We start from the raw sequence: 22747 nt of genomic DNA, 5'->3' as shown, positions 1-22747 counted from the left end.
TGGATTTCTAACTCTGCGCGCGGTTACTCACAGCTTAGTGCTGCTCGCGGCCCCCGCGCAGATAAATTACCCAGTAAGTCAACCCAACCAGCAGACCACCGCCGATGATGTTACCGAGGGTGACCGGAATCAGGTTGTCGATGATGAAGTTGCTTACTGTCAGATGAGCGAATTGCTCAGGTACCGCCCCTACGGCTTGCCAGAACTCCGGCGTGGCGAAGTGTTTGACCACGATGCCCATAGGGATCATAAACATGTTGGCGATGCTGTGTTCGAAGCCGCTGGCGACAAACATCCCGACCGGCAGCACCATGGCGAGCATCTTGTCGGTCAGGGTGCGGCCGGAGTAGCTCATCCAGACCGCCAGGCAGACCATCAGGTTGGCCAGAATGCCGAGGCACACGGCTTCGATGAAGGTGTGATGCAGCTTGTGGTCTGCGGTTTGCAGGACATTCAGGCCCCACTGGCCGTTGGCGACCATATACTCGCCGGAGAACCAGATCAGCGCCACGAAGAACAGCGCGCCGACCAGGTTGCCGAGATAAACGTTCAGCCAGTTGGCGCCCAGCTGGCCCCAGCTGATGCGGCCGCTGGCCTTGGCGATGACGATAAGCACGGTAGAGGTGAACAGGTCGGCGCCCGACACCACCACCAGCATTAACCCGAGAGAGAAGCAGATGCCGCCGACCAGTTTCGCCAGCCCGAAAGGCACGCCGGCGGTGCCGGTGGTCGCCGTGATGTAGAAGACGAAGGCGATGGAAATGAAGACACCGGCGGTGATCGCCAAATAAAACGTTTTCAGCGGATGTTTGGTGGCTTTATACACGCCGGCATCTTCAGCGATTTTCGCCGTTGCCGCAGGTAAAATCAGATCGAAGGGGCTGTCAGTTTTCAAACTAACTCTCGCTCTTAAGGGTTAAAACAACGCAATGAGATACTAGCAAAGCAGTATAGGGGAAAATTTGATTTGGATCATAAGGCGGGGAAGTAGAGCGGTGAAATGGCGTGTTTTTTGTGTGGTTTTTATGGTTAATTTATTGATTTTTAATCAAAAACAATTTTTTAATGTTTGCAAGTTTTTTTGAATCCACCGAGTGGTCGGCGTGGAGTAAAGTTAAATTTTTAGGCGTTTTGTCGCCGCGCGGCGTTGAAAGTTTAATTATCGGTTAATTATTATTTCACCGTCCGGCAACAATTGACGGTTTATTTATTTTTATGGTCGTTTAACCACCTATTTCCCGGCGAAAAAATAAAACCGAATGCGTTGAAATAAACCGCAAAATTGAAAACGCCGCAACGGAGTGCGGCGTTTGGCAACAGGGGTACTCCCAAAGTGGCAGTATCCCCTGATGATGCTTAGGCCTTGGCCCAGTGGCGGCGTTTGGCCGCCTGCAGCTTCTCGTAAGCCGCCAGCAGCGCCTGATGGGCCGGCAGCGCCTTCAGATCGGCATCGACGGCGAACAGCCCGTTGAAGCGCTCTTCACCGCTGATGGCGGCGGAGGCGGCGTCGACCGCTTCCTGGCCGTACATCTTCACGAACGCGGTATAGTACTGCGCCGCTTCGCGTTCAGGCTCCTGCGCCAGCAGCAGCAGCGTTTGCAGGCAGCGGTAGTAGTTGCTGCGCGCCGGGCTCAGCACCGAGGCGTTGAAGTCCTGCGTCCATTCGGTCCAGATCAGCGCCTGATCCAGATCGCCGCCCGCCAGCGCCAGCATCGATTTCAGCTCGCCCACGCGCAGGGTATACCAGGCGTTGTCTTTGCCGCTGGCAATGCCCAGCAGTTCGCGTACGCGGGTGAAATCGTCCAGCCCTTCGTCGTCCAACTGCTCGATCAGCGCCAGGTATTCTTCCGGCTCCCACTCGCTGCCCGGCAGCGCCAGCAGCGTATCGCGCAGGTGCGCGCCCATGCTGTTGTTAGCCAGCAGCAGGTCTTCCGCCGGGTAGATATCGGACATGCCCGGCACGATGATGCGGCAAGCGTAGACGCCCAGGTGCTCGTAGTCGGCGATGTACACTTCCGCGTCTTCCTTGTCGAAGATGCTCATCAGGGTGGCGAACTCTTCCTGCGTGCTGCCGCTGAAGTTCCAGTCAACGAACGGGTAATCGGCATCCTGTTTGAACAGATCCCAGGAGATCAGACCGCTGGAGTCGATGAAGTGCGTTTCCAGGTTGGTGTGTTCCGCCACTTCTTCGTCATCGAAGGTCGGCGCGGTGAACACGTCGAGATCTTTCAGGCTGCGGCCCTGCAGCAGTTCGGTTACCGTGCGCTCCAGCGCCACGCCGAAGTCCGGGTGCGCGCCGAATGAAGCGAAGCAGGTGCCGTTGGTCGGGTTGAACAGCACCACGCAGATCACCGGGTAGTTGCCGCCCAGCGAGGCGTCATAGGAGAGGATTGGGAAACCTTCCTCTTCCAGCTTGGCGATGGCTTCCACCACGCCCGGGTAGCGGTTCAGCACCTCGTCCGGGATCGCCGGCAGGCTGATGGATTCGGCGATAATGCGGTTTTTCACATAGCGCTCGAACACTTCCGACAGGCCCTGCACGCGCGCTTCGTTGGCGGTGTTGCCGGCGGACATGCCGTTGGAAACATACAGGTTGCCGATGATGTTCATCGGAATGTATACCGTTTGCTGATCTGACTGACGGGTGAACGGCAGCGCGCAGATGCCGCGATCGGCATTGCCGGACTGCAGATCGACCAGATCGCTGGCGCTCAGCTCTTGCTGCGGATCGTAGAAGGCGTGCAGACGCTCGTCGAGGATGCCGGCCGGCAGCGCGTCGTCCGCCGGGATCGGGAACCATTTCTCATTCGGGTAGTGCACGAAATCGCCTTCGGCGATCTGCTTGCCCAGATAGAAATCGGCGAAGAAGTAGTTGGTGGACAGGCGCTCGAAATATTCACCCAGCGCGGAGGCCAGCGCGGCTTTTTTGCTGGCGCCTTTGCCGTTGGTGAAGCACAGCGGGCAATCGCGATCGCGGATGTGCACCGACCACACGTGCGGCACCGGGTTCAGCCAGGAGGCTTCTTCGATGTTGAAACCGAGATCGCTCAGTTTCTGCTGGAAACGGGAGATGGAGTCTTCCAGGGCGGCGTCTTTACCGGGGATAAAAGTTTGCGTCATTGTCTTCACTTTTTGCGCGTACTAAAAACGCGCAATGATACGGGGTTTTACGCTGGAGCTCCACGTATTCCTAAAGCGGCGGCAAAGTCACAGTTTTTTTAAGGATAAAGGCCATAATTCAGCAAGTTATCTGTCACGGAGAAATCTAATGAAATCAGTGAAACTCAGCGCGTTAACCCTCTTGTTGACCGGTGTCAGCGCCTCGGCGCTGGCGCTGCCCAACATCACCCTGCTGGCGACCGGCGGCACTATCGCCGGCGGCGGCGATTCGGCGACGAAATCCAACTATACCGCGGGCAAACTGGGCGTCGAGGCGTTGGTCGATGCGGTGCCGGCGCTGAAAGATATCGCCAACGTGCAGGGGGAACAGGTGGTGAACATCGGCTCGCAGGACATGAACGATCAGGTCTGGCTGACGCTGGCGAAGAAAATTGACGCCGACTGCGGCAAAACCGACGGCTTCGTCATCACTCACGGCACCGATACGCTGGAAGAGACGGCCTATTTCCTTGATTTGACGGTGAAATGCGACAAGCCGGTGGTATTGGTGGGGGCGATGCGGCCGGCGACGGCGATGAGCGCCGACGGCCCGTTCAACCTGTATAACGCGGTGGTGACGGCGGCGGATCCGCAATCGGCCAACCGCGGGGTGCTGGTGGCGATGAACGACACCGTGCTGGACGCGCGTGACGTCACCAAGACCAATACCACCGCCGTGCAGACCTTCCAGTCGCCAAACTACGGCCCGCTGGGGTATATCCACAACGGCAAGATCGATTACCAGCGCTCGCCGCAGCGTAAGCATACCCGGGAGACGCCGTTCGACGTCAGCAAGCTGAACGAGCTGCCGAAGGTCGGCATCGTCTACAACTACGCCAACGCCTCCGATGCGCCGGCCAAGGCCCTGATCGCCGAAGGCTATCAGGGCATCGTCAGCGCCGGGGTCGGCAACGGCAACCTGTATAAAACCGTGTTCGACACCCTGGCGACGGCGGCGCACAACGGCGTGGCGGTGGTGCGTTCTTCGCGCGTGCCGACCGGCGCCACCACCGAGGATGCGGAAGTGGACGACGCCAAGTACGGCTTCGTGGCCGCCGGCACGCTGAATCCGCAAAAGGCGCGCATTCTGCTGCAGCTGGCGCTGACGCAAACCAAAGACGCGAAGCAGATCCAGCAGATGTTTAATCAGTACTGATCGTTTCTTCTCCTGCGGGGGCCATCCGGGCTCCCGCAGCCATGTTGGCTGAATACAGCATAAAACACCGCGTTAACCCGCTGAATTTCCCCATGTCACAGGGTTTTATCGTCCAAACAATCGCGACGGCCGCAGAGCCTGTCATCACCCGGCACGGCCGTTTGCCGCCGACGGGCGAATAAGCGTTGCAGCCATGGGGCGTGAGTGATAAAACCGATGGGTTGGTTAACGCGAGCGTTAACTTCGGGCGTCTTTTCGACAGGTCGCTTTTCTGCGGCGAACAGTGAATGTGGTGAGGGGAAATGACTCAGGTTTATAATTTTAGCTCTGGCCCGGCGATGCTGCCGGTGGAAGTGTTGCGTCGTGCGGAACAGGAACTGTGCAACTGGCACGGCCTGGGAACGTCTGTGATGGAGATCAGTCACCGCAGCAAAGAATTCATCGCCGTTGCCGAGCAGGCGGAACAGGATCTGCGCGATCTGCTGAAAGTCCCCTCCAACTATAAAGTGCTGTTTTGCCACGGCGGCGCCCGCGCGCAGTTCGCCGCGCTGCCGCTGAACCTGCTGGGCGACAAGGCCACCGCCGACTATATCGACGGCGGCTATTGGGCGCACAGCGCCATCAAGGAAGCGGAAAAGTATTGCGCCCCGAACGTCATCGACGTGAAAACCCGCATCGACGGCCTGAGCGGCATCACGCCGATGAAAGAGTGGCAACTGAGCAACGACGCGGCTTACGTGCACTATTGCCCGAATGAGACCATCGACGGCGTGGCCATCGATGAAACGCCGGACTTCGGCGACAAAGTGGTGATCGGCGATTACTCCTCGACTATCCTGTCCCGCCCGCTCGACGTCAGCCGCTTCGGCGTGATTTACGCCGGCGCGCAGAAAAATATCGGCCCGGCCGGTCTGACGCTGGTGATCGTGCGCGACGATCTGCTGGGCAAGGCGCGCAAAGAAGTGCCGTCTATCCTTGACTACACCGTGCTGGCCGAGAACGGCTCGATGTTCAACACCCCGCCGACCTTCGCCTGGTACTTGTCCGGGCTGGTGTTCAAATGGCTGAAAGAGCAGGGCGGCCTGGTGGAGATGCAAAAACGCAATCAGGCCAAGGCCGAGCTGTTGTACGCGACCATCGATAAATCTGACTTCTACCGCAGCCAGGTGGCGATCGCCAACCGTTCCTGGATGAACGTGCCGTTCCAGCTGGCCGATGCGGCGCTGGACAAGGTGTTCCTCAGCGAAGCCGAGGCTATCGGCCTGCAGGCGCTGAAAGGCCACCGGGTAGTTGGCGGCATGCGCGCTTCTATTTACAATGCCATGCCGCTGGCCGGCGTCCAGGCGCTGACCGACTTCATGGCCGACTTCGAACGTCGTCACGGTTGATTCCGGCAGCCCGCCAGGCGCGGGCGGCCTCAGGCTGTTGTCCTTTTGCATTAAAGCGGCTCCGGCATTATTCCGGAGCCGTTTCGTTTATCAGAATTGGAGAGTTTTGTTCACATGGTGGATTCCCTGACGTTACAACCGGTCGCCCTGGTCAATGGCACCGTCAACTTACCCGGCTCGAAGAGCGTTTCTAACCGCGCTCTGCTGCTGGCGGCGCTGGCGGAGGGAACGACCCGGCTGACCAACCTGCTGGACAGCGACGACGTGCGCCATATGCTGAATGCGCTGCAGGCGTTGGGTGTGAACTACCGGCTTTCCGCCGACCGCACCGTGTGTGAAGTGACCGGCGTGGCCGGGCCGTTGGTGGCCAACCAACCGCTGGAACTGTTCCTCGGCAATGCCGGCACCGCGATGCGCCCACTGGCGGCGGCGCTGTGCCTTGGTGAAGGCGACGTGGTGCTGACCGGGGAACCCCGCATGAAAGAACGCCCGATCGGCCATCTGGTGGACGCGTTGCGCCAGGGCGGGGCGCAGATTGATTACCTCGAACAGACCGATTACCCGCCAATTCGCCTGCGCGGCGGTTTCCAGGGCGGCGACGTCACCGTTGACGGCAGCGTTTCCAGCCAGTTCCTGACCGCGTTGCTGATGACCGCGCCCCTGGCGCCGCAGGATACGCAGATCCACATCAAGGGCGAGCTGGTTTCCAAGCCGTACATCGACATCACGCTGCATCTGATGCGCACCTTCGGCGTATCGGTGAGCCACGACAACTACCGGGTATTCCATATCCAGGGGCGCCAGACGTATATCGCGCCGGGCGATTACCTGGTTGAGGGCGACGCTTCTTCCGCCTCTTACTTCCTGGCGGCGGCGGCGATCAAGGGCGGCACCGTGCGCGTGACCGGCATCGGTCGCAAAAGCGTGCAGGGCGACACCAAGTTTGCCGACGTGCTGGAGAAAATGGGCGCGCGCATCACCTGGGGCGACGATTTCATCGAGTGCAGCCGCGGTGAACTGCGCGGCATCGACATGGACATGAACCACATTCCCGACGCGGCGATGACCATCGCCACCGCAGCGCTGTTCGCCGAGGGGCCGACCACCATCCGCAATATCTACAACTGGCGGGTGAAGGAGACCGACCGTCTGGCGGCGATGGCCACCGAGCTGCGTAAAGTGGGGGCGGAAGTGGACGAAGGCGAAGACTACATTCACGTCGTGCCGCCGGCCAAACTGCAGTTCGCCGAGATCGGCACCTACAACGATCACCGCATGGCAATGTGCTTCTCGCTGGTGGCGCTGTCGGATACGCCGGTCACCATTCTCGATCCGAAATGCACCGCGAAGACCTTCCCGGATTATTTCGAACAGCTGGCGCGCATCAGCCAGCCGGCGTAACCCGTCAAATCGTTTATTTTAAGGCCCCTTTGCGGGCCTTAAAAGAATTTAAAAGCCATATGCTAAATTTAAAATTTATCCTCATTTAAAAAGTGGGGCATACGTGATTGGTTCAAAGAAGATAGGAGACTAATAGAAATATCCTGTTTTTATGGTCTTTTATTGTTTGTGTAAACTGGCTCGGTTGTTAAATGGAAAAATGTGAGGTACTATTAACTTATTATTTTAATTTTCATGCTAATTATTTGATCTTTAATCATTTTTAGCAAGTGAAGGACCGTGCAAATGAGTGATGATAAAGCTTTTCAGCTAACAGCACCTGAAGTTGATAGCCTACTTATTTTATGTGACGAGGCTATGCGTGCTACGCCTGAAAACGTTAAGCGTTTCATTGAACCTGCTCCAGGAGTTTTGGCGCAGTCAAAAGCAAAACAGCACAGCATAATTTTTGGTCGAAGAGGATCTGGTAAATCGTCGCTTTTGAGAAAAGTTGTTGCTGATCTTACTTTAGATAGAAGACCGATCTCATTTGTTGATATGGAAACATTTAAAGGGCATTCATATCCTGATGTCCTTATCAGTGTTTTGATAAAAAGTTTACAAGAATTTGAAAAGTGGCTTGAAACTGCAGCGACTACGCCAGCACAACGGACCAAGTTTTGGCTTAAGTTCTGGGGAAGCAAACCTGAGCGAAAACCTTTTAACAAGGCTAAGACTGGTGAATTAGTCGATGAATTAAAGAGCATAATAAAAGATTTGTCCGAAAGGTTGGCTATGCCTGAAATAGTAGATGTCCAGCATAATAGCCAAAATGAGTCCTCGCTGTCGGGTTCTGTCAAAGCTGGAATTTCTTCCCCAATTGCAAAAGTAGATGGTGAGGTTGCTACGGGTTCTAAATTAACTGTTGGTGTTCAAAAAACCTATCAGTCTCACAAAACAGAGTATTTGCATCAAAATATTTTAAGGTTCCAACGGTTTTTCACAGAGCTTGGCGAGTTGTCAGACGGCCCTGCATATTTGATTTTAGATGATCTTTATCATATTAGGCGTAGTGATCAAGCCAAGGTTATTGATTATTTCCATCGTATAGCGAAAGGAAATAGCTTGTGGTTAAAAATTGGCACGATAAAACATCGAAGTGATTGGTACATTCATACTGATCCCCCAATTGGTGTGAAGTTAGGAGATGATGCCAAAGAGATTAATATCGATATATCTTTAGAGAAGTTTTTGATTCTTAAAGAGTTTATGCGTAAAATTTTGTCTAATATAATGGATGAAACACCGCCACTAAATGTCAATGGTTTACTTAATTCCACGGCAATAGATCGACTGATTATCGCTTCTGGTGGCGTTACGCGTGATTTTATCGGTATCTTTGCAAAGGCAATTAATCAAGCTAGAAATAGGGGAATTGAACATCATCGTGGTCCCAAAGTCGGTGCTGAAGATGTAAATTTAGCTACTGGGGAGTATGGTGAGAGTAAAAGAGAAGAGTTTAAATTAGACGCAAATGAAGACAGGGTTGCGCTAGAAGAGTCATTCCAAAAATTAGTTGATTTTTGTATCGGGAAATCTAAGTGTAATATATTCTTGATTCCCTTAAGAAAAAGCGAAAATGACTATGATGCAATTGAACAGTTGATAGATTTAAGATTAGTGCATCTGGTTCAATCAAGGGTTACGCTTAAAAAAGGTGCTGAAGGCAAAATTTTTCAGGCATATATGCTTGACACGAGTGAATATGTTGCTTCCAGAAAGGTGCACGGTTTTACTATAATTGATCTAAATTCAAAATCATTTAGTGAGGATATTCGTAAATCTAAGCTCGTTTATTCACCGTTGAAAGATTAAATATTTTATTGAATATGGTGATTGTAAATCATACTGTTTGACGGTTTTGTGATGCGATTGCTGGTGATTTTTCTTGTGAAAAAGTACTTGCAAATCATTTCTTTTAAGGCCCCTTTGCGGGCCTTTATCGTTTTTAACCTTTGGCGACCGGCGTTTCTTCTATACTTTTTCGCGGTTGTGCGCTTATTTTCAACAACCGGATAGTTCCAGGGTAACAGATCGCCGTAGGGCAGCGTATAATACGCCACCGTATTTGCCCCTGATTGGGCAGGTGACAGAGCTCACGGGCTTCGAGTCGAAGCACGCCGTGTCTCTGTGAGGTTTTCTACCTGAAGGAGAGAGAAATGACGGCTACAGCCCCGGTGATAACCGTTGATGGACCAAGTGGCGCGGGCAAAGGCACGCTGTGTAAAGCGTTGGCCGAGTCCCTTGGTTGGCGTTTGCTGGACTCCGGCGCGATCTATCGCGTGCTGGCGCTGGCGGCGTTGCATCATCAGGTGGATATCACTTCTGAGGAAGCGCTGGTTCCGCTGGCCGCACATCTCGATGTTCGCTTCGTTGCCCAGGACGGCAAGCTGCAGGTGATTTTGGAAGGTGAGGACGTCAGCAATGAGATCCGCACCGAAACCGTCGGCAACACCGCGTCGCAAGCGGCTGCGTTTCCGCGCGTGCGCGAGGCGTTGCTGCGCCGCCAGCGCGCATTCCGTGAGGCGCCCGGCCTGATTGCCGATGGCCGCGACATGGGCACGGTGGTGTTCCCTGACGCGCCGGTCAAGATTTTCCTCGACGCCAGCTCGGAGGAGCGCGCGCACCGCCGCATGCTGCAGTTGCAGGAGAAAGGCTTTAATGTTAACTTTGAACGTCTTTTAGCCGAGATAAAGGAACGGGACGACCGTGACCGTAATCGGCCTATCGCGCCTCTGGTGCCCGCTTCTGACGCCCTCGTGCTGGATTCTACCAGCATGTCGATCGAAGAAGTGATCCGGCAGGCGTTGACGTATGCACAGAAAGTGTTGGCGTTGCCGCAGCAATAAGCGCGGCGGCGCTATTGGCTTTTTGTCATATTTGTCATAGCGGTATCGCAATATATCGGGTAAAATTTTACCCCTGTAACCTTAAACCCTGTCGGCATGGAGCCAATGGCGGGGTATGTGAAACAACCCCATTCGGCGGGACGCTAAATGGACGTTAAACTAAAGAACCCTGAAGATTAACAACATGACTGAATCTTTCGCTCAACTCTTTGAAGAATCCTTAAAAGAAATCGAAACCCGCCCGGGTTCCATCGTTCGTGGCGTCGTTGTTGCTATCGACAAAGATATCGTACTGGTTGACGCCGGTCTGAAATCTGAGTCTGCCATCCCGGCTGAGCAATTCAAAAACGCCCAGGGCGAGCTGGAAATCCAGGTTGGTGACGAAGTTGACGTTGCTCTGGATGCTGTTGAAGACGGCTTCGGTGAAACCCTGCTGTCCCGTGAGAAAGCTAAGCGTCACGAAGCTTGGATCACGCTGGAAAAAGCCTACGAAGAAGCTGAGACTGTAACCGGTGTTATCAACGGCAAAGTGAAGGGTGGCTTCACCGTCGAGCTGAACGGCATCCGCGCGTTCCTGCCAGGTTCCCTGGTTGACGTGCGTCCGGTACGTGACACTCTGCACCTGGAAGGCAAAGAGCTTGAGTTCAAAGTCATCAAGCTGGATCAGAAGCGCAACAACGTTGTCGTTTCTCGCCGTGCGGTTATCGAATCCGAGAACAGCGCTGAGCGCGATCAACTGCTGGAAAACCTGCAGGAAGGCATGGAAGTTAAAGGTATCGTTAAGAACCTCACTGACTACGGTGCATTCGTTGATCTGGGCGGCGTAGACGGCCTGCTGCACATCACTGACATGGCTTGGAAACGCGTTAAGCACCCAAGCGAAATCGTCAATGTTGGCGATGAAATCACTGTTAAAGTGCTGAAGTTCGACCGCGAGCGTACTCGTGTATCCCTGGGCCTGAAACAGCTGGGCGAAGATCCATGGGTTGCTATCGCGAAACGTTACCCAGAAGGCACCAAGCTGACTGGCCGTGTAACCAACCTGACTGATTACGGCTGCTTCGTAGAAATCGAAGAAGGCGTTGAAGGTCTGGTACACGTTTCTGAAATGGATTGGACCAACAAAAACATCCATCCGTCCAAAGTTGTTAACGTGGGCGACGTAGTGGAAGTGATGGTTCTGGACATCGATGAAGAACGTCGTCGTATCTCCCTGGGCCTGAAGCAGTGCAAATCCAACCCATGGCAGCAGTTCGCAGAAACCCACAACAAGGGCGACCGCGTTGAAGGTAAAATCAAGTCTATCACTGACTTCGGTATCTTCATCGGCCTGGACGGCGGCATCGACGGCCTGGTTCACCTGTCTGACATCTCCTGGAACGTTGCAGGCGAAGAAGCAGTACGTGAATACAAGAAAGGCGACGAAATCGCTGCTGTTGTTCTGCAAGTTGACGCAGAGCGCGAGCGTATCTCCCTGGGCGTGAAGCAACTGGCTGAAGACCCGTTCAATAACTACCTGTCTATGAACAAGAAAGGTGCTATTGTTACTGGTAAAGTCACTGCAGTTGACGCCAAAGGTGCTACAGTTGAATTGGCAGGCGGCGTAGAAGGTTACCTGCGTGCATCTGAAGCCTCTCGCGACCGCATTGAAGATGCAACTCTGGTTCTGAACGTAGGTGACGAAGTTGAAGCTAAATTCACCGGCGTTGACCGTAAGAACCGCGTTGTAAGCCTGTCCGTACGTGCTAAGGACGAAGCTGACGAGAAAGACGCCATCGCAACTGTTAACAACAAACAGGAAGAAGGCAACTTCTCTAACGCAATGGCTGAAGCTTTCAAAGCGGCTAAAGGCGAGTAATGACGGGGGGCGGTCGCTGACCGCCCCAATACGGTAGTTTAGCTGCAAAGCTTGGAGGTACTATGACCAAGTCTGAACTTATTGAAAGACTTGCTGGCCAGCAATCTCATATTCCGGCGAAGGCCGTTGAGGATGCAGTGAAAGAGATGCTTGAGCACATGGCCGCTACGCTGGCCGAGGGCGAACGCATTGAGATCCGCGGATTCGGCAGTTTTTCTCTTCACTACCGTGCCCCGCGTGTAGGCCGCAACCCGAAAACCGGTGACAAAGTCGAGCTGGACGGCAAGTACGTTCCTCACTTCAAACCAGGCAAAGAGTTGCGTGACCGCGCCAATATCTATGGCTAGTCGCTGACTGATCATAGCGTTGTTGCTTGTAAAGAATATAAAACGGTGCCTGTAAGGCGCCGTTTTTTTCGCCTGCGATTCTCCACGATACGCTTGTGAATTGCGTACTGCGCCGCATTTGCGGTGTAGTTGCTGCATAAACCTCTCTTACCCTGGCGCGCTCGCCGCATTCTCGCTAAAGCCCGCTGGTCGCGACATGCCGCTTGACTCATCCTGTTTGCCTGCCGTAACGCGCTTGTGCGCGTGGCGGGTGCGATGGGAGAAGAACGATCAAAATTTCGCTGGATCTGGCGATATTCGCCGTTATCTGCGGCATCTTGCCGCTGCTGATTTTACCGCAGTTGCCAGAACTATGGCTGCTGTGGCCGATGCTGTTTGTCGGCTGCTTGCTGTTGCGCGCGCGTTGGCCGTTCTGCCGCTATTTGGCCTGCCTGGGATTGGGATTCACATGGGCGGTTTTCAACGCCGGAAGCCTGCTCGGGCAAATGGAGCGCTTAACTCGCATGCCGGACGTGACGGCGGTGGTGCAGGTGAGCAGCGTCGCGCTGGAGCCCGCCGCCAGTAAACAGACGCTGATGCGCATCGAGCGGGTCGACGGTCATTGGTTGGCGCCTGCGCTGGCGTTTACCACGACGTGGGCTCCCGAACGGCAGCGGCTGTGTGCCGGGCAGCGTTGGCAATTGAAACTGCGCCTGCGGCCGGTACATGGCAAGCTCAATGAAGGCGGATTTGACAGCCAACGTTGGGCGATTGCCCAGCGCCAGCCGTTGACGGGGCGGGTCAGGCAGGCTCGTTTGCTGGATGGCGACTGCGGGCTGCGTCAGCGCATCATCAGCCATGCGGAAACTAACATCGGTGAATTGCGTTACAAGGCGGTATTGCTGGCGCTGGCGTTTGGGGAACGAACCGCGCTGGAGCAGGCTTTGCGCACGCTGATGCTGAAAACCGGCATCGCTCACCTGATGGCCATTTCAGGGTTGCATGTGGCGATGGTCGCCATTTTGTTCTGGGCCGCGTTGCGAGCGCTGCAGTTTTTTCTTCCCGCCCATTTGATTGGCTATCGCTTTCCATTGGTCGCAGGCTGGGTGGCGACGCTGATCTATGTTTGGTTGGTGGGCGCCCAACCGCCGGCGGTGCGTACCGCGTTGGCGATGACGCTGTGGATGCTGTTGCGCTTGCGCGGCGTTCATTGTTCTTCCTGGCAAGTGTGGCTGTGGTGTATCGGGCTGATTTTGCTGTGCGATCCGTTGGCGGTTTTGTCAGACAGTTTTTGGCTGTCGGTGCTGGCGGTGGGGTGTTTGATTTTTTGGTTTGAATGGGCACCGCTCAGCGAGCGATTTCGCTCGGCCTGGTATTGGGCGCCGGTACGCTGGCTGCATATTCAGTTGGGCATGACGTTGTTGCTGGTGCCGATGCAGGTCGCGCTGTTTTTAGGTCTGACGCTGACCTCGCTGCCTGCCAATCTTTGGGCTGTGCCCATCGTCTCATTGGTGACGGTGCCGTTGATTTTGCTGGCGGTGATCGGCGGCGTCTTCCCCTCGCTAAGTTACGGGCTTTGGTGGTTGGCAGATTTCACGTTGAGCGGGGTGTTTGTGCCGCTGCATTACCTGCAACGCGGTTGGGTGGATTTGGGGGCCGCCTCGCTGCTGGCCAGCATAGCGGGATGGCTTATCGTTATCTGCTGGCGCTTTCATTGGTGGTGGCGCTATGCGCCGGGGCTGGCGGCGGTGGCGATATGCTGCGTGTTGTGGCGTGGCAAAGCGCCAGACTATCGCTGGCGTGTCGATATGCTTGATGTCGGGCACGGGTTGGCGGTGGTTATCGAGCAAAACGGCAAGGGGATACTGTACGATACCGGCGATCGTTGGCCCACGGGCAGCGCTGCCGAACGGCATATCTTACCGATGTTGAACTGGCGGAATATTGAACTGGAGCAGATCATTATCAGCCATATTCACCTCGATCATATCGGCGGGCTGCCGGTGATGCGGCGGGCGTTTCCGCAGGCGACGGTGCGCAGCCCGATACGCGGGGAAGGACACTTGCCCTGCATCGCCGGGGAGCGTTGGCGCTGGCAATCGCTGCAATTCGAGGTGCTGTGGCCACCGAAAACGCGCAAAAGGCCGGTCAATGACGACTCCTGCGTGATCCGCATCGACGATGGGCAATTCAGTTTGCTGCTCACCGGCGATGCGGAAAAGAAGGCGGAGGCGCAGCTGTTACGGTTGCGGCGCGATCGCTTGGCGGCTACGGTGTTGCAGGTGGGGCATCACGGCAGCAAGACGTCCTCGACGCCGCCGTTTCTGCGCGCGGTCAATCCCGAAGTGGCGCTGGCCTCCGCATCGCGTTACAACAAATGGCGATTGCCGGCGCGGAAAGTGGTCGCCAGATACCGGGCAAATGGCATCCAATGGCGCGATACAACGCGCTCGGGTCAGTTATCGGTACTTTTTTTCGACAACGATTGGCAAATTAAAGGCTTTCGCGAACAATTAATGCCCCGTTGGTACCATCAGCGGTTTGGCGTAGAGGGTGATAATGAGTAAAATAGGCCGCTATTTCTTCCGATGCTGGTATTTGCATGATGAATGATAAAGATCTCTCGACCTGGCAGACGTTCCGTCGACTCTGGCCGATGATCACTCCTTTTAAGACCGGGCTGATTGTGGCCGCCATTGCGTTGATTATGAACGCAGCGGGGGACACGCTGATGCTGTCTCTGCTTAAACCGCTATTGGACGATGGGTTTGGAAAAACCGACAGCAGCGTGCTGGTATGGATGCCGTTGGCGGTGATTGCGCTGATGTTGATGCGCGGCGTGACCAGTTTTGTTTCAAGCTACTGCATTTCCTGGGTTTCCGGCATGGTGGTGATGCAAATGCGCCGCCGCCTGTTTGGCCACATGATGAGAATGCCGGTGGCCTTCTTCGATCAGCAGTCCACCGGGACTTTGCTGTCGCGTATTACCTATGATTCCGAGCAGGTAGCTTCCTCCTCTTCCAGCGCGCTGGTGACCGTGGTGCGTGAAGGAGCCTCGATCATTGGCCTGTTCATCATGATGTTTTACTACAGCTGGCAGCTGTCGGTGATCCTGATCGTGCTGGCGCCGATCGTCTCCATCGCCATTCGCCTGGTGTCCAAGCGTTTCCGCAACATCAGCAAGAACATGCAGAACACCATGGGGCAGGTGACCACCAGCGCCGAGCAGATGCTGAAAGGCCATAAAGAAGTGTTGATCTTCGGCGGCCAGCAGGTGGAAACCGAGCGTTTTAACTCGGTGAGCAACCGTATGCGCCAACAGGGCATGAAACTGGTCTCCGCGTCTTCGATTTCCGATCCGATCATTCAGCTGATCGCTTCGCTGGCCCTGGCGTTCGTGCTGTTTGCCGCCAGCTTCCCAAGCGTGATGGAAACCCTGACCGCCGGCACCATTACCGTGGTGTTCTCGTCGATGATCGCGCTGATGCGTCCGCTGAAGTCGCTGACCAACGTCAATGCCCAGTTCCAGCGAGGGATGGCGGCCTGTCAGACGCTGTTCTCCATTTTGGATATGGAACAGGAAAAAGACACCGGCACCCGCGAAGTGAAGCGTGCGAAAGGCGATATCGAATTCCGCAACGTCACCTTCTACTACCCGGCCAAAGAAACGCCGGCGCTGCGTGATATCAACCTGAAAATCTCCGAAGGCAAAACCGTCGCGTTGGTGGGCCGTTCCGGTTCGGGTAAATCCACCATCGCCAACCTGCTGACGCGCTTCTACGATATTCAGGAAGGCGAAATCCTGATGGATGGCCACGATCTGCGTGAATATACCCTGGCCTCGCTGCGCAATCAGGTGGCCCTGGTTTCACAAAACGTGCACCTGTTCAACGACACCATCGCCAACAACATCGCCTATGCGCGCGAGAGCGAATACAGCCGCGAGCAGATTGAGAAAGCGGCGGAAATGGCGTACGCGATGGACTTCATCAACAAGATGGAAAACGGTCTGGATACGGTGATCGGTGAAAACGGCGTGATGCTGTCCGGCGGCCAACGCCAGCGCATTGCCATCGCGCGTGCTTTGCTGCGCGATTGCCCGATCCTGATCCTGGATGAGGCGACGTCTGCGCTGGATACCGAATCCGAGCGTGCCATTCAGGCCGCGCTGGACGAGCTGCAGAAAGACCGCACTTCGCTGGTGATCGCGCACCGTCTGTCGACCATTGAGAAGGCGGACGAGATCCTGGTGGTGGAGGACGGCCGCATCGTCGAACGCGGTGAACACGCCGAGTTGCTTGAGCGCCAGGGCGCCTATGCGCAGCTGCACCGCATGCAGTTTGGTCAATAATGATTGAGCGCATCTGGTCCGGCGGTTCGTTGCTTTATCTGGCGCTATTGCCGCTCTCGTGGCTTTATGGCTTGTTCAGTTGGCTGATCCGTCTCAGTTACCGCTGCGGCCTGCGTAAAAGTTGGCGTTCGCCGGTGCCGGTAGTGGTGGTGGGTAACCTCACCGCCGGCGGCAACGGTAAAACGCCGATGGTGATTTGGCTGGTGGAACACCTGCAACAACGGGGCTATCGCGTTGGCGTGGTGTCACGCGGCTACGGCGGCAAGTCGGCGGTTTATCCGCTGGTGCTCGGTCAGAATACGTCGACCCGCGAGGCGGGCGATGAGCCGGTGCTGATTTATCAACGTACCGGTGCGCCTGTGGCGATCGCGCCCAAGCGAGCCGAGGCGGTGCAGGCCCTGCTGCAACAACAGCCGCTGGATGTGATCATCACCGACGACGGCTTGCAGCACTACGCTTTACAGCGTGACTTCGAGCTGGTGGTCATCGACGGCGTGCGTCGTTTCGGTAACGGCTGGTGGTTGCCGGCCGGGCCGATGCGTGAACGTGCCGCGCGGCTTGGCAGCGTCGATGCGCGCGTCGCCAATGGCGGCGTGGCGCAGGCCGGGGAAATTGCCATGCGTCTGCAGGCGCGTGATGCGGTGAACTTGCTGAGCGGTGAGCGTCGCCCGGCGGCCGAGCTGCCGCGCGTGGTGGCGATGGCGGGTATCGGCCATCCGCCGCGTTTCTTCGCGACGTTGGAAAAGTTGAACGTCGAAGTCGTGCAGGAAGTGGCGTTTGCCGATCATCAGGAATATCAGCAGGAACCGCTGGCGGCGTTGGTTAATGCAGATCAAACGCTGTTGATGACGGAGAAGGACGCGGTGAAGTGTCGCGCCTTTGCCCAGCCCAATTGGTGGTATCTACCGGTTGATGCGGTGCTACCGTCCGCTCAGGCTGAGCAACTGCTGCAGGATATCGAGTCCCTGCTGACTAAGTAATCTCAGGATGCCAGCGTGGCAAGCCCCAGGGCTTGCGCGCAGGCTTCCAGCGAACGCTGCTGGGTTTGCTGATACAGCGCCAGCTCGTCGATCACCTCACTGCCCAACGCTTGTTCAAACGCTGCCCGGCTGGAAACCGCGTTGTACTGCGCGTGGCGGCTGTCCCCCAGATTCGACTGGAAAATCCCCGCCGCGCTGACCGGCAGAAAATCTTCATACACCAGAGGCTGGAAGCGAACGTGTTCTTTCTCGATCAGCTGTTCCAGGGTGCTGTGCTTGTCCAGCGACTCTTTGGCCGCCAGGCCGCATTCGGTCGGGAAATAGCGGAACCAGGCCAGCTGTTGCTCACGCAGCGTGGCGTAATCATCCGGAAACGCCCGGAAGTTTTCCTCCAGCAGTTGATAGTAGCGCTCGGCATTCTTCTCGCTCGGCGGCGCCTGCAATGCATCGTTGGTCGCCTGCAGCAAACGGTCGTAAAGTTCGCGTCCTTTAGGCGTTAGCGCCACGCCGCGTTGTTCGATCTCGCCGAAGCGCGCGGTATGGTGACCGGCGATGGCGTGGCCGTCGTGCTCAACGAAATCGACGCTTTCTTCCAACGCTTTGAAGCTGGTTTGGCGCAGCAGGATCGCGCGGCGGCGGCGCGGCGGGCCCTCGATGACCGCTTTGGGCGTAATACCGCGGCCGGGCATCGCTTGCTGAACGCGATCGATATCCAGCGTACGTGGTGTCAGGTGGTTGATATGCGGCCCTTTAAACGCCACCACGTCGGCGATCAGGCGATGCTGATCGTGCAGCTGCCGGTATTCTTCGGCGCTGACCGTCGCCTGGTTATGCCAGCGGAAGGTTTCCAGCGCTTGTTCGACAAATTCTTGCGCCTGCACTTCATTCAGCCCGCCTTGCGCTTCCTGCAGCGCCATCAGCTCCAGCGCGCGATCGGTAAAGATACGGCGGCGCGCCAGCAAGCGCTCGGCCAGCGCACGCAGCGCGGGATCTTCTATCAGTTCCAGGCGCAGCAGGGAGGTGAACACGCGGAAAGGACTGATCTGCAGCGCGTCTTCGTGTATGGCGCGAAAAGCGGTGGAGTGCACCGGAACGCCCGCCACCGACAGGTCATAGTAACCGACCGGCGCCATGCCCATCACCCGGAACAGGCGGCGCAGGGTGGCCAGTTCGTCCGCCGTGCCGACCCGGATCGCGCCGTGGCGCTCCATGGCCAGGCGTTCGATCTCGCCGGTGATTTGCAGTTGATGAGCCAGTGCGGCATCTTCGCGTAGAACCTGCCGGTTGGTTTCCGCCACCAGCTCCAGCAGATCGCCGTACAGCGGTACCTCTTTTTGATACATGTCCGACATCGCGTGAGAGAATCTGGCGCGGATTTCATTAGGTGAAACGAACTGCTGGGCGGTCATGCGCATAGCTCCTTGATTCAGCATAATCTGAAAAATCGTGTTTTTAGCGGCAAAAGTGCTGGCGAAAAAGCCGTCTGCCTTGTTTTCCCCTCAAGTTTAGCCATCTGATTTGGGATTTGTTATAGCGGCGTCAAGCATATTAGAGTTTTATGCGTTAGCTCTCATTTGCAGCGCTCAGACGGGCAAATGATGCCCCGGTGAGGAGAGGAACGCGCTGGATCGGCTGCGGCGAGCGTTAAATTAAGTCATGTATATTCATGGGGATAAAAATAAATTCGGTGTAATGATGAATTTATTGCAATAAACCTCTTGTGCATTCACCATTTTTATGAGTAAATGCAAGTCGGCCTGTAATCCAGACCTATTTATGTTCGAGTTTAGAGTTAAGCAGTTCCTCCAAAAACGTTATCATCCGATTCCGCTTCAAAGACGAACCTTCTAAGTACCTCCCATAAGTAATGTTTCTGAAATGGCCGCAATTGCCTCTTATGGCAGGTTTTGTAAATATATTTAAAGGTAAAAGTAATGTCTAAGAAGACTGGTCAAGTTAAGTGGTTCAACGAAAGCAAAGGTTTTGGTTTCATTGAGCAGCACGACGGCGGCAAAGATGTATTCGTACACTTCTCCGCAATCATGACCGACGGTTTCAAGACCCTGGCTGAAGGCCAGCGCGTCGAGTACACCATCCAGGACAGCCCGCGCGGGCCGGCTGCCGCCAACGTAGTTGCTCTGTAAGAAGACAGGGAACGCGTATAAAGAGATCTTAATACAACCATGGTGACGCTTCAGCGCTGAGTCATGCGGAAGATATTAAGTTCAACAAGCCCGCCTTAGTGCGGGTTTTTTATTTTTTTGCTCACGAGAGGTTTGTTACGAAAAACTTTAGGATGGGCTGGTAGCGTCCAGACAATATAAAAAATGACGTTGTCAAGGATGCTCAAGTAAAAGGATATAAGTTATGTTTAAAAATACTGTGTTAAAAATGGGTCGTGTGAAATGGTTTAATCAGGCCGAAGGCTATGGTTTTATTTCACCGGTAGATGGCAGCGACGAAATCTATGTCAACCGCAACGCTATCGCCAACACCAAAAATAAGTCGTTGAACGAAGGTCAGAACGTTGAGTTCTCGATCTATCGCAGCTCGCATGGGCTGTCCGCGGCAGACGTTATCGCGTTCTGATCGCATCCTCCTTCCTCGCCAGTGCCGGTGTCGCCACCCGCAAGCACTGGCGAAGATAAATCCCGCGATATCCACTATTATCAGGCCATTGCCTACTCGCCACGGATATCAGGATGACCACCCCGACCATTTCCCTTACCGCCGCTCGCGCACTGCACCTTGCCGCCCAGGGGCTGCTTTCTCCGCTTAAACGCCAGGCTCGGCCCGATGATGTCGTGAGCGCGATCCAGCGCATGGGGCTGTTACAAATCGATACCATTAGCGTCGTCGCCCGCAGCCCGTATCTGGTGCTGTTCAGCCGTTTGGGGGCCTATCAGCCGGAGTGGCTGGAGCAGGCGCTCGCCGGCCGCAAGCTGTTCGAGTATTGGGCGCACGAGGCCTGTTTCCTGCCGATCGAGGATTTTGGTCTGTTGCGGCATCGCATGCTGGCGCCGCATGATATGGGCTGGAAATACTCGGCCGACTGGGTGCAGCAGCACCAGGCAGCGATGGACAACCTGCTGCGGCACATCGAACAACAGGGGCCGGTGCGTTCCGCCGATTTCAGCGCCGAGAAGAAAGGCAACAGCGGGTGGTGGGACTGGAAACCGGAGAAACGGCACCTGGAGATCCTGTTTACCGCCGGCAAGCTGATGGTGGCCGAGCGTCGCAACTTCCACCGGGTTTACGATCTGACCGAAAGGCTGCTGCCGGCCTGGGACGATGCGCGTCATGCGCTGCCTGCGGAGCGGGCGCGCCGGCAGATGTTGCATCGCACCTGCCGCTATCTGGGCATTTTCCGCGCCGAGTGGTTGGCGGATTATTATCGGCTGAAACGCGTGGCGCCAAAAGCCTTGCTGGCAGAGCTGCAGGCGCAGGGGGAAATTTCGCCGGTGCAGGTAGAGGGGCTGGAAGGGCAGTTCTATGTGCATGAATCACTGGCGGAACTGCTGCCGCTGGCGGAGCAGGGCAAACTGAAATCGACGGTCACCAGCCTGCTGTCGCCTTTTGATCCGGTGGTGTGGGATCGCCGCCGGGCGCTCGAACTGTTCAACTTTGACTATCGGCTGGAGTGTTACACGCCGAAAGAAAAACGTCGCTATGGTTACTTCACGTTGCCGGTGCTGCATCGGGGCGAGCTGGTGGGGCGGATTGACGCCAAGGCGCACCGTCGCCAGGGCATCTTCGAGATCATCAGTTTCCATGCGGAGCCGCAGGTGCGCTTCGGTAAACAGCGAGCGCAGGACATCCGGCAGGCCATCGCGCGCACGGCCAAATGGCACGGTGCGCAACGCGTCGCGCTGGGCGACATTCCGGCCGCGTTGGCCGCGGAATGGGGTGCCGGCTGGGAAGTGGGATAACGAGCGACGCCGTCGGTGGGGTAAAACGAAGTGAAGCGTCGCTCGTTACAAAGGGGCTCAGTGGCTGAAGTTAGCGAACAGAGCGATGATTTTATGCAGACGTTTGATCATGTATCACGGCTTTCTTTTGTGATTTGTGTCACAAAATTCTACGCCGGGATGCGCCGCAGTTCAAGCTGTCGCGCTGACGCAGTGAGGAAATATCGGCACCTTGGCGCCGCCGATGATTAACCTGAGGCCGGGCGTTATGCTATCCTCACTGCCTTTCCCAGATGACCTATCCCCTAGCGGAGGATGCATGGACCACCGTTTACTCGAAATCGTTGCCTGCCCGGTATGCAACGGCAAACTCTATTTCAATAAAGAAAACCAGGAACTGGTGTGCAAAGCGGACGGGTTGGCTTACCCGCTGCGCGACGGCATTCCGGTGCTGTTGGAAAATGAAGCGCGTGCGCTGTCGCTGGATGAGAAGCACGCATGAGTTTTATCGCTATTATTCCCGCCCGCTACGCCTCAACCCGTTTGCCGGGCAAACCGCTGGCCGATATTCATGGCAAGCCGATGGTGGTGCATGTGATGGAGCGCGCCCGTGAGTCCGGCGCCAGCCGCGTCATCGTGGCGACCGATCATCCTGAAGTCGCCAAAGCGGTGGAAGCCGCCGGCGGCGAAGTGTGCATGACCAGCCCGGATCACCATTCCGGCACCGAGCGTCTGGCGGAAGTGATCGCGCACTACGGCTTTGCCGACGACCAGATCATCGTTAACGTGCAGGGCGACGAACCGCTGATCCCACCCGTTATCGTGCGGCAGGTGGCGGAAAACCTGGCGGGCAGCCAGGCCGGCATGGCGACGTTGGCGGTGCCGATCGAGAGCGCCGAAGAGGCTTTCAACCCCAATGCGGTGAAGGTGGTGATGGACGCGCAGGGCTACGCGCTCTATTTCTCACGCGCCACCATTCCGTGGGATCGCGAGCGTTTCGCCGCGTCGAAAGAGAGCATCGGCGACAGCCTGCTGCGTCATATCGGCATCTACGCATACCGCGCGGGCTTCGTGCGCCGCTACGTCAGCTGGGCGCCGAGCCAACTGGAGCAGATCGAGCTGTTGGAACAGCTGCGCGTGCTGTGGTACGGTGAAAAGATCCACGTGGCGGTCGCGAAAGCGATCCCGAGCGTGGGGGTCGATACGCCGGAAGACCTCCAGCGCGTGCGCGACAGCATTCAACCCTGAGCCTGATTTCGTCGGCGCGCCGCGCAACGCGCCGACGATGCAATACCCCCATTATTGATCCCCGTTTTGTTGATCTGCGTTGAA

The 22747-nt window shown here is 56.2% G+C and carries 18 protein-coding genes; 15 read left to right on the top strand and 3 right to left on the bottom strand.

The annotated features are described in order from the left end of the window. Nucleotides 1-34 precede the first annotated feature (34 nt). Both focA and ycaO read right to left on the bottom strand, forming a co-directional pair. Nucleotides 35-895 carry a formate transporter FocA gene (gene focA, locus ACMGF9_RS15215; RefSeq protein WP_004928284.1) on the bottom strand — a complete coding sequence of 287 codons (861 nt, stop codon included), beginning with the start codon at nt 893-895 and terminating at the stop codon, nt 35-37. A 461-nt stretch (nt 896-1356) separates the two neighbouring features. Further along, nucleotides 1357-3120: a 30S ribosomal protein S12 methylthiotransferase accessory factor YcaO gene (gene ycaO, locus ACMGF9_RS15210; RefSeq protein WP_021504334.1), complete on the bottom strand. Its 1764-nt coding sequence runs from the start codon at nt 3118-3120 to the stop codon at nt 1357-1359. Nucleotides 3121-3268: 148 nt separating this feature from the next. Between ycaO and ansB the strand changes: the two genes are divergently transcribed. From ansB to lpxK, 10 genes are all read left to right on the top strand, one after another. Beyond that, nucleotides 3269-4315 (top strand): L-asparaginase 2, encoded by a 1047-nt coding sequence (ansB, locus tag ACMGF9_RS15205; RefSeq protein WP_021504333.1) that lies wholly within the window; start codon nt 3269-3271, stop codon nt 4313-4315. Between the two features lie 302 nt (nt 4316-4617). Next, nucleotides 4618-5703, top strand: coding sequence for a 3-phosphoserine/phosphohydroxythreonine transaminase (gene serC, locus ACMGF9_RS15200; protein ID WP_004928275.1), 1086 nt, complete (start codon nt 4618-4620; stop codon nt 5701-5703). 114 nt (nt 5704-5817) lie between these two features. Beyond that, nucleotides 5818-7104, top strand: coding sequence for a 3-phosphoshikimate 1-carboxyvinyltransferase (gene aroA / locus ACMGF9_RS15195; protein WP_016928320.1), 1287 nt, complete (start codon nt 5818-5820; stop codon nt 7102-7104). A gap of 285 nt (nt 7105-7389) precedes the next feature. After that, nucleotides 7390-8958: a hypothetical protein gene (locus ACMGF9_RS15190; RefSeq protein WP_126180868.1), complete on the top strand. Its 1569-nt coding sequence runs from the start codon at nt 7390-7392 to the stop codon at nt 8956-8958. A 344-nt stretch (nt 8959-9302) separates the two neighbouring features. Further along, the gene (gene cmk / locus ACMGF9_RS15185; RefSeq protein WP_004928270.1) at nt 9303-9992 is read left to right on the top strand and encodes a (d)CMP kinase; all 690 of its coding nucleotides are present in this window, start codon (nt 9303-9305) and stop codon (nt 9990-9992) included. A 184-nt stretch (nt 9993-10176) separates the two neighbouring features. Beyond that, entirely contained in the window at nt 10177-11850 is a 1674-nt protein-coding gene (rpsA, locus tag ACMGF9_RS15180; protein WP_004928267.1) for a 30S ribosomal protein S1, read from the top strand. A gap of 62 nt (nt 11851-11912) precedes the next feature. Then, nucleotides 11913-12197: an integration host factor subunit beta gene (gene ihfB / locus ACMGF9_RS15175; RefSeq protein WP_004928264.1), complete on the top strand. Its 285-nt coding sequence runs from the start codon at nt 11913-11915 to the stop codon at nt 12195-12197. 269 nt (nt 12198-12466) lie between these two features. Then, on the top strand, nt 12467-14743 hold the full coding sequence (locus ACMGF9_RS15170) for a ComEC family protein (protein ID WP_370456215.1): 2277 nt from the start codon (nt 12467-12469) through the stop codon (nt 14741-14743). Nucleotides 14744-14778: 35 nt separating this feature from the next. Continuing rightward, the gene (gene msbA, locus ACMGF9_RS15165; RefSeq protein WP_015377329.1) at nt 14779-16527 is read left to right on the top strand and encodes a lipid A ABC transporter ATP-binding protein/permease MsbA; all 1749 of its coding nucleotides are present in this window, start codon (nt 14779-14781) and stop codon (nt 16525-16527) included. Continuing rightward, nucleotides 16527-17507 carry a tetraacyldisaccharide 4'-kinase gene (gene lpxK / locus ACMGF9_RS15160; protein WP_015377330.1) on the top strand — a complete coding sequence of 327 codons (981 nt, stop codon included), beginning with the start codon at nt 16527-16529 and terminating at the stop codon, nt 17505-17507. Before msbA ends, lpxK begins: the two co-directional genes overlap by 1 nt. 2 nt (nt 17508-17509) lie before the next feature. Here the strand turns inward: lpxK and ACMGF9_RS15155 are convergent, their stop codons facing one another. After that, complete coding sequence (locus tag ACMGF9_RS15155) at nt 17510-18916, bottom strand: VOC family protein (protein ID WP_004928247.1); 1407 nt, start codon at nt 18914-18916, stop codon at nt 17510-17512. Between the two features lie 525 nt (nt 18917-19441). Between ACMGF9_RS15155 and ACMGF9_RS15150 the strand changes: the two genes are divergently transcribed. The 5 genes from ACMGF9_RS15150 (at nt 19442) to kdsB (ending at nt 22663) form a co-directional block, all read left to right on the top strand. Next, nucleotides 19442-19651: a cold shock domain-containing protein gene (locus ACMGF9_RS15150; protein ID WP_004928244.1), complete on the top strand. Its 210-nt coding sequence runs from the start codon at nt 19442-19444 to the stop codon at nt 19649-19651. Nucleotides 19652-19874: 223 nt separating this feature from the next. Beyond that, a complete protein-coding gene (locus ACMGF9_RS15145; protein ID WP_004928241.1) occupies nt 19875-20096 on the top strand; it encodes a cold-shock protein in 222 nt (73 codons plus the stop codon). Nucleotides 20097-20209: 113 nt separating this feature from the next. After that, entirely contained in the window at nt 20210-21436 is a 1227-nt protein-coding gene (locus ACMGF9_RS15140; RefSeq protein ID WP_015377331.1) for a winged helix-turn-helix domain-containing protein, read from the top strand. A gap of 298 nt (nt 21437-21734) precedes the next feature. Continuing rightward, nucleotides 21735-21917, top strand: coding sequence for a Trm112 family protein (locus ACMGF9_RS15135; protein WP_004928237.1), 183 nt, complete (start codon nt 21735-21737; stop codon nt 21915-21917). Further along, the gene (gene kdsB / locus ACMGF9_RS15130) at nt 21914-22663 is read left to right on the top strand and encodes a 3-deoxy-manno-octulosonate cytidylyltransferase (RefSeq protein WP_004928235.1); all 750 of its coding nucleotides are present in this window, start codon (nt 21914-21916) and stop codon (nt 22661-22663) included. Before ACMGF9_RS15135 ends, kdsB begins: the two co-directional genes overlap by 4 nt. Nucleotides 22664-22747 lie beyond the last annotated feature (84 nt).

This window comes from Serratia sp. BNK-23 (assembly GCF_047456145.1).
Classification (GTDB): Bacteria; Pseudomonadota; Gammaproteobacteria; order Enterobacterales; family Enterobacteriaceae; genus Serratia; species Serratia nematodiphila.
Note: the sequence above shows the minus strand (reverse complement) of the source record. Positions and strands in the feature narration are given on the sequence as shown.

Coding starts and splice junctions, on each gene's coding strand:
- ACMGF9_RS15140 (WP_015377331.1), top strand. CDS start 20,210: ATGACCACCCCGACCATTTCCCTTACCGCCGCTCGCGCACTGCACCTT.
- kdsB (WP_004928235.1), top strand. CDS start 21,914: ATGAGTTTTATCGCTATTATTCCCGCCCGCTACGCCTCAACCCGTTTG.
- aroA (WP_016928320.1), top strand. CDS start 5,818: ATGGTGGATTCCCTGACGTTACAACCGGTCGCCCTGGTCAATGGCACC.
- ycaO (WP_021504334.1), bottom strand. CDS start 3,120: ATGACGCAAACTTTTATCCCCGGTAAAGACGCCGCCCTGGAAGACTCC.
- rpsA (WP_004928267.1), top strand. CDS start 10,177: ATGACTGAATCTTTCGCTCAACTCTTTGAAGAATCCTTAAAAGAAATC.
- ACMGF9_RS15150 (WP_004928244.1), top strand. CDS start 19,442: ATGTCTAAGAAGACTGGTCAAGTTAAGTGGTTCAACGAAAGCAAAGGT.
- cmk (WP_004928270.1), top strand. CDS start 9,303: ATGACGGCTACAGCCCCGGTGATAACCGTTGATGGACCAAGTGGCGCG.
- ACMGF9_RS15190 (WP_126180868.1), top strand. CDS start 7,390: ATGAGTGATGATAAAGCTTTTCAGCTAACAGCACCTGAAGTTGATAGC.
- ihfB (WP_004928264.1), top strand. CDS start 11,913: ATGACCAAGTCTGAACTTATTGAAAGACTTGCTGGCCAGCAATCTCAT.
- serC (WP_004928275.1), top strand. CDS start 4,618: ATGACTCAGGTTTATAATTTTAGCTCTGGCCCGGCGATGCTGCCGGTG.
- msbA (WP_015377329.1), top strand. CDS start 14,779: ATGATGAATGATAAAGATCTCTCGACCTGGCAGACGTTCCGTCGACTC.
- ACMGF9_RS15135 (WP_004928237.1), top strand. CDS start 21,735: ATGGACCACCGTTTACTCGAAATCGTTGCCTGCCCGGTATGCAACGGC.
- ansB (WP_021504333.1), top strand. CDS start 3,269: ATGAAATCAGTGAAACTCAGCGCGTTAACCCTCTTGTTGACCGGTGTC.
- ACMGF9_RS15145 (WP_004928241.1), top strand. CDS start 19,875: ATGTTTAAAAATACTGTGTTAAAAATGGGTCGTGTGAAATGGTTTAAT.
- lpxK (WP_015377330.1), top strand. CDS start 16,527: ATGATTGAGCGCATCTGGTCCGGCGGTTCGTTGCTTTATCTGGCGCTA.
- ACMGF9_RS15155 (WP_004928247.1), bottom strand. CDS start 18,916: ATGACCGCCCAGCAGTTCGTTTCACCTAATGAAATCCGCGCCAGATTC.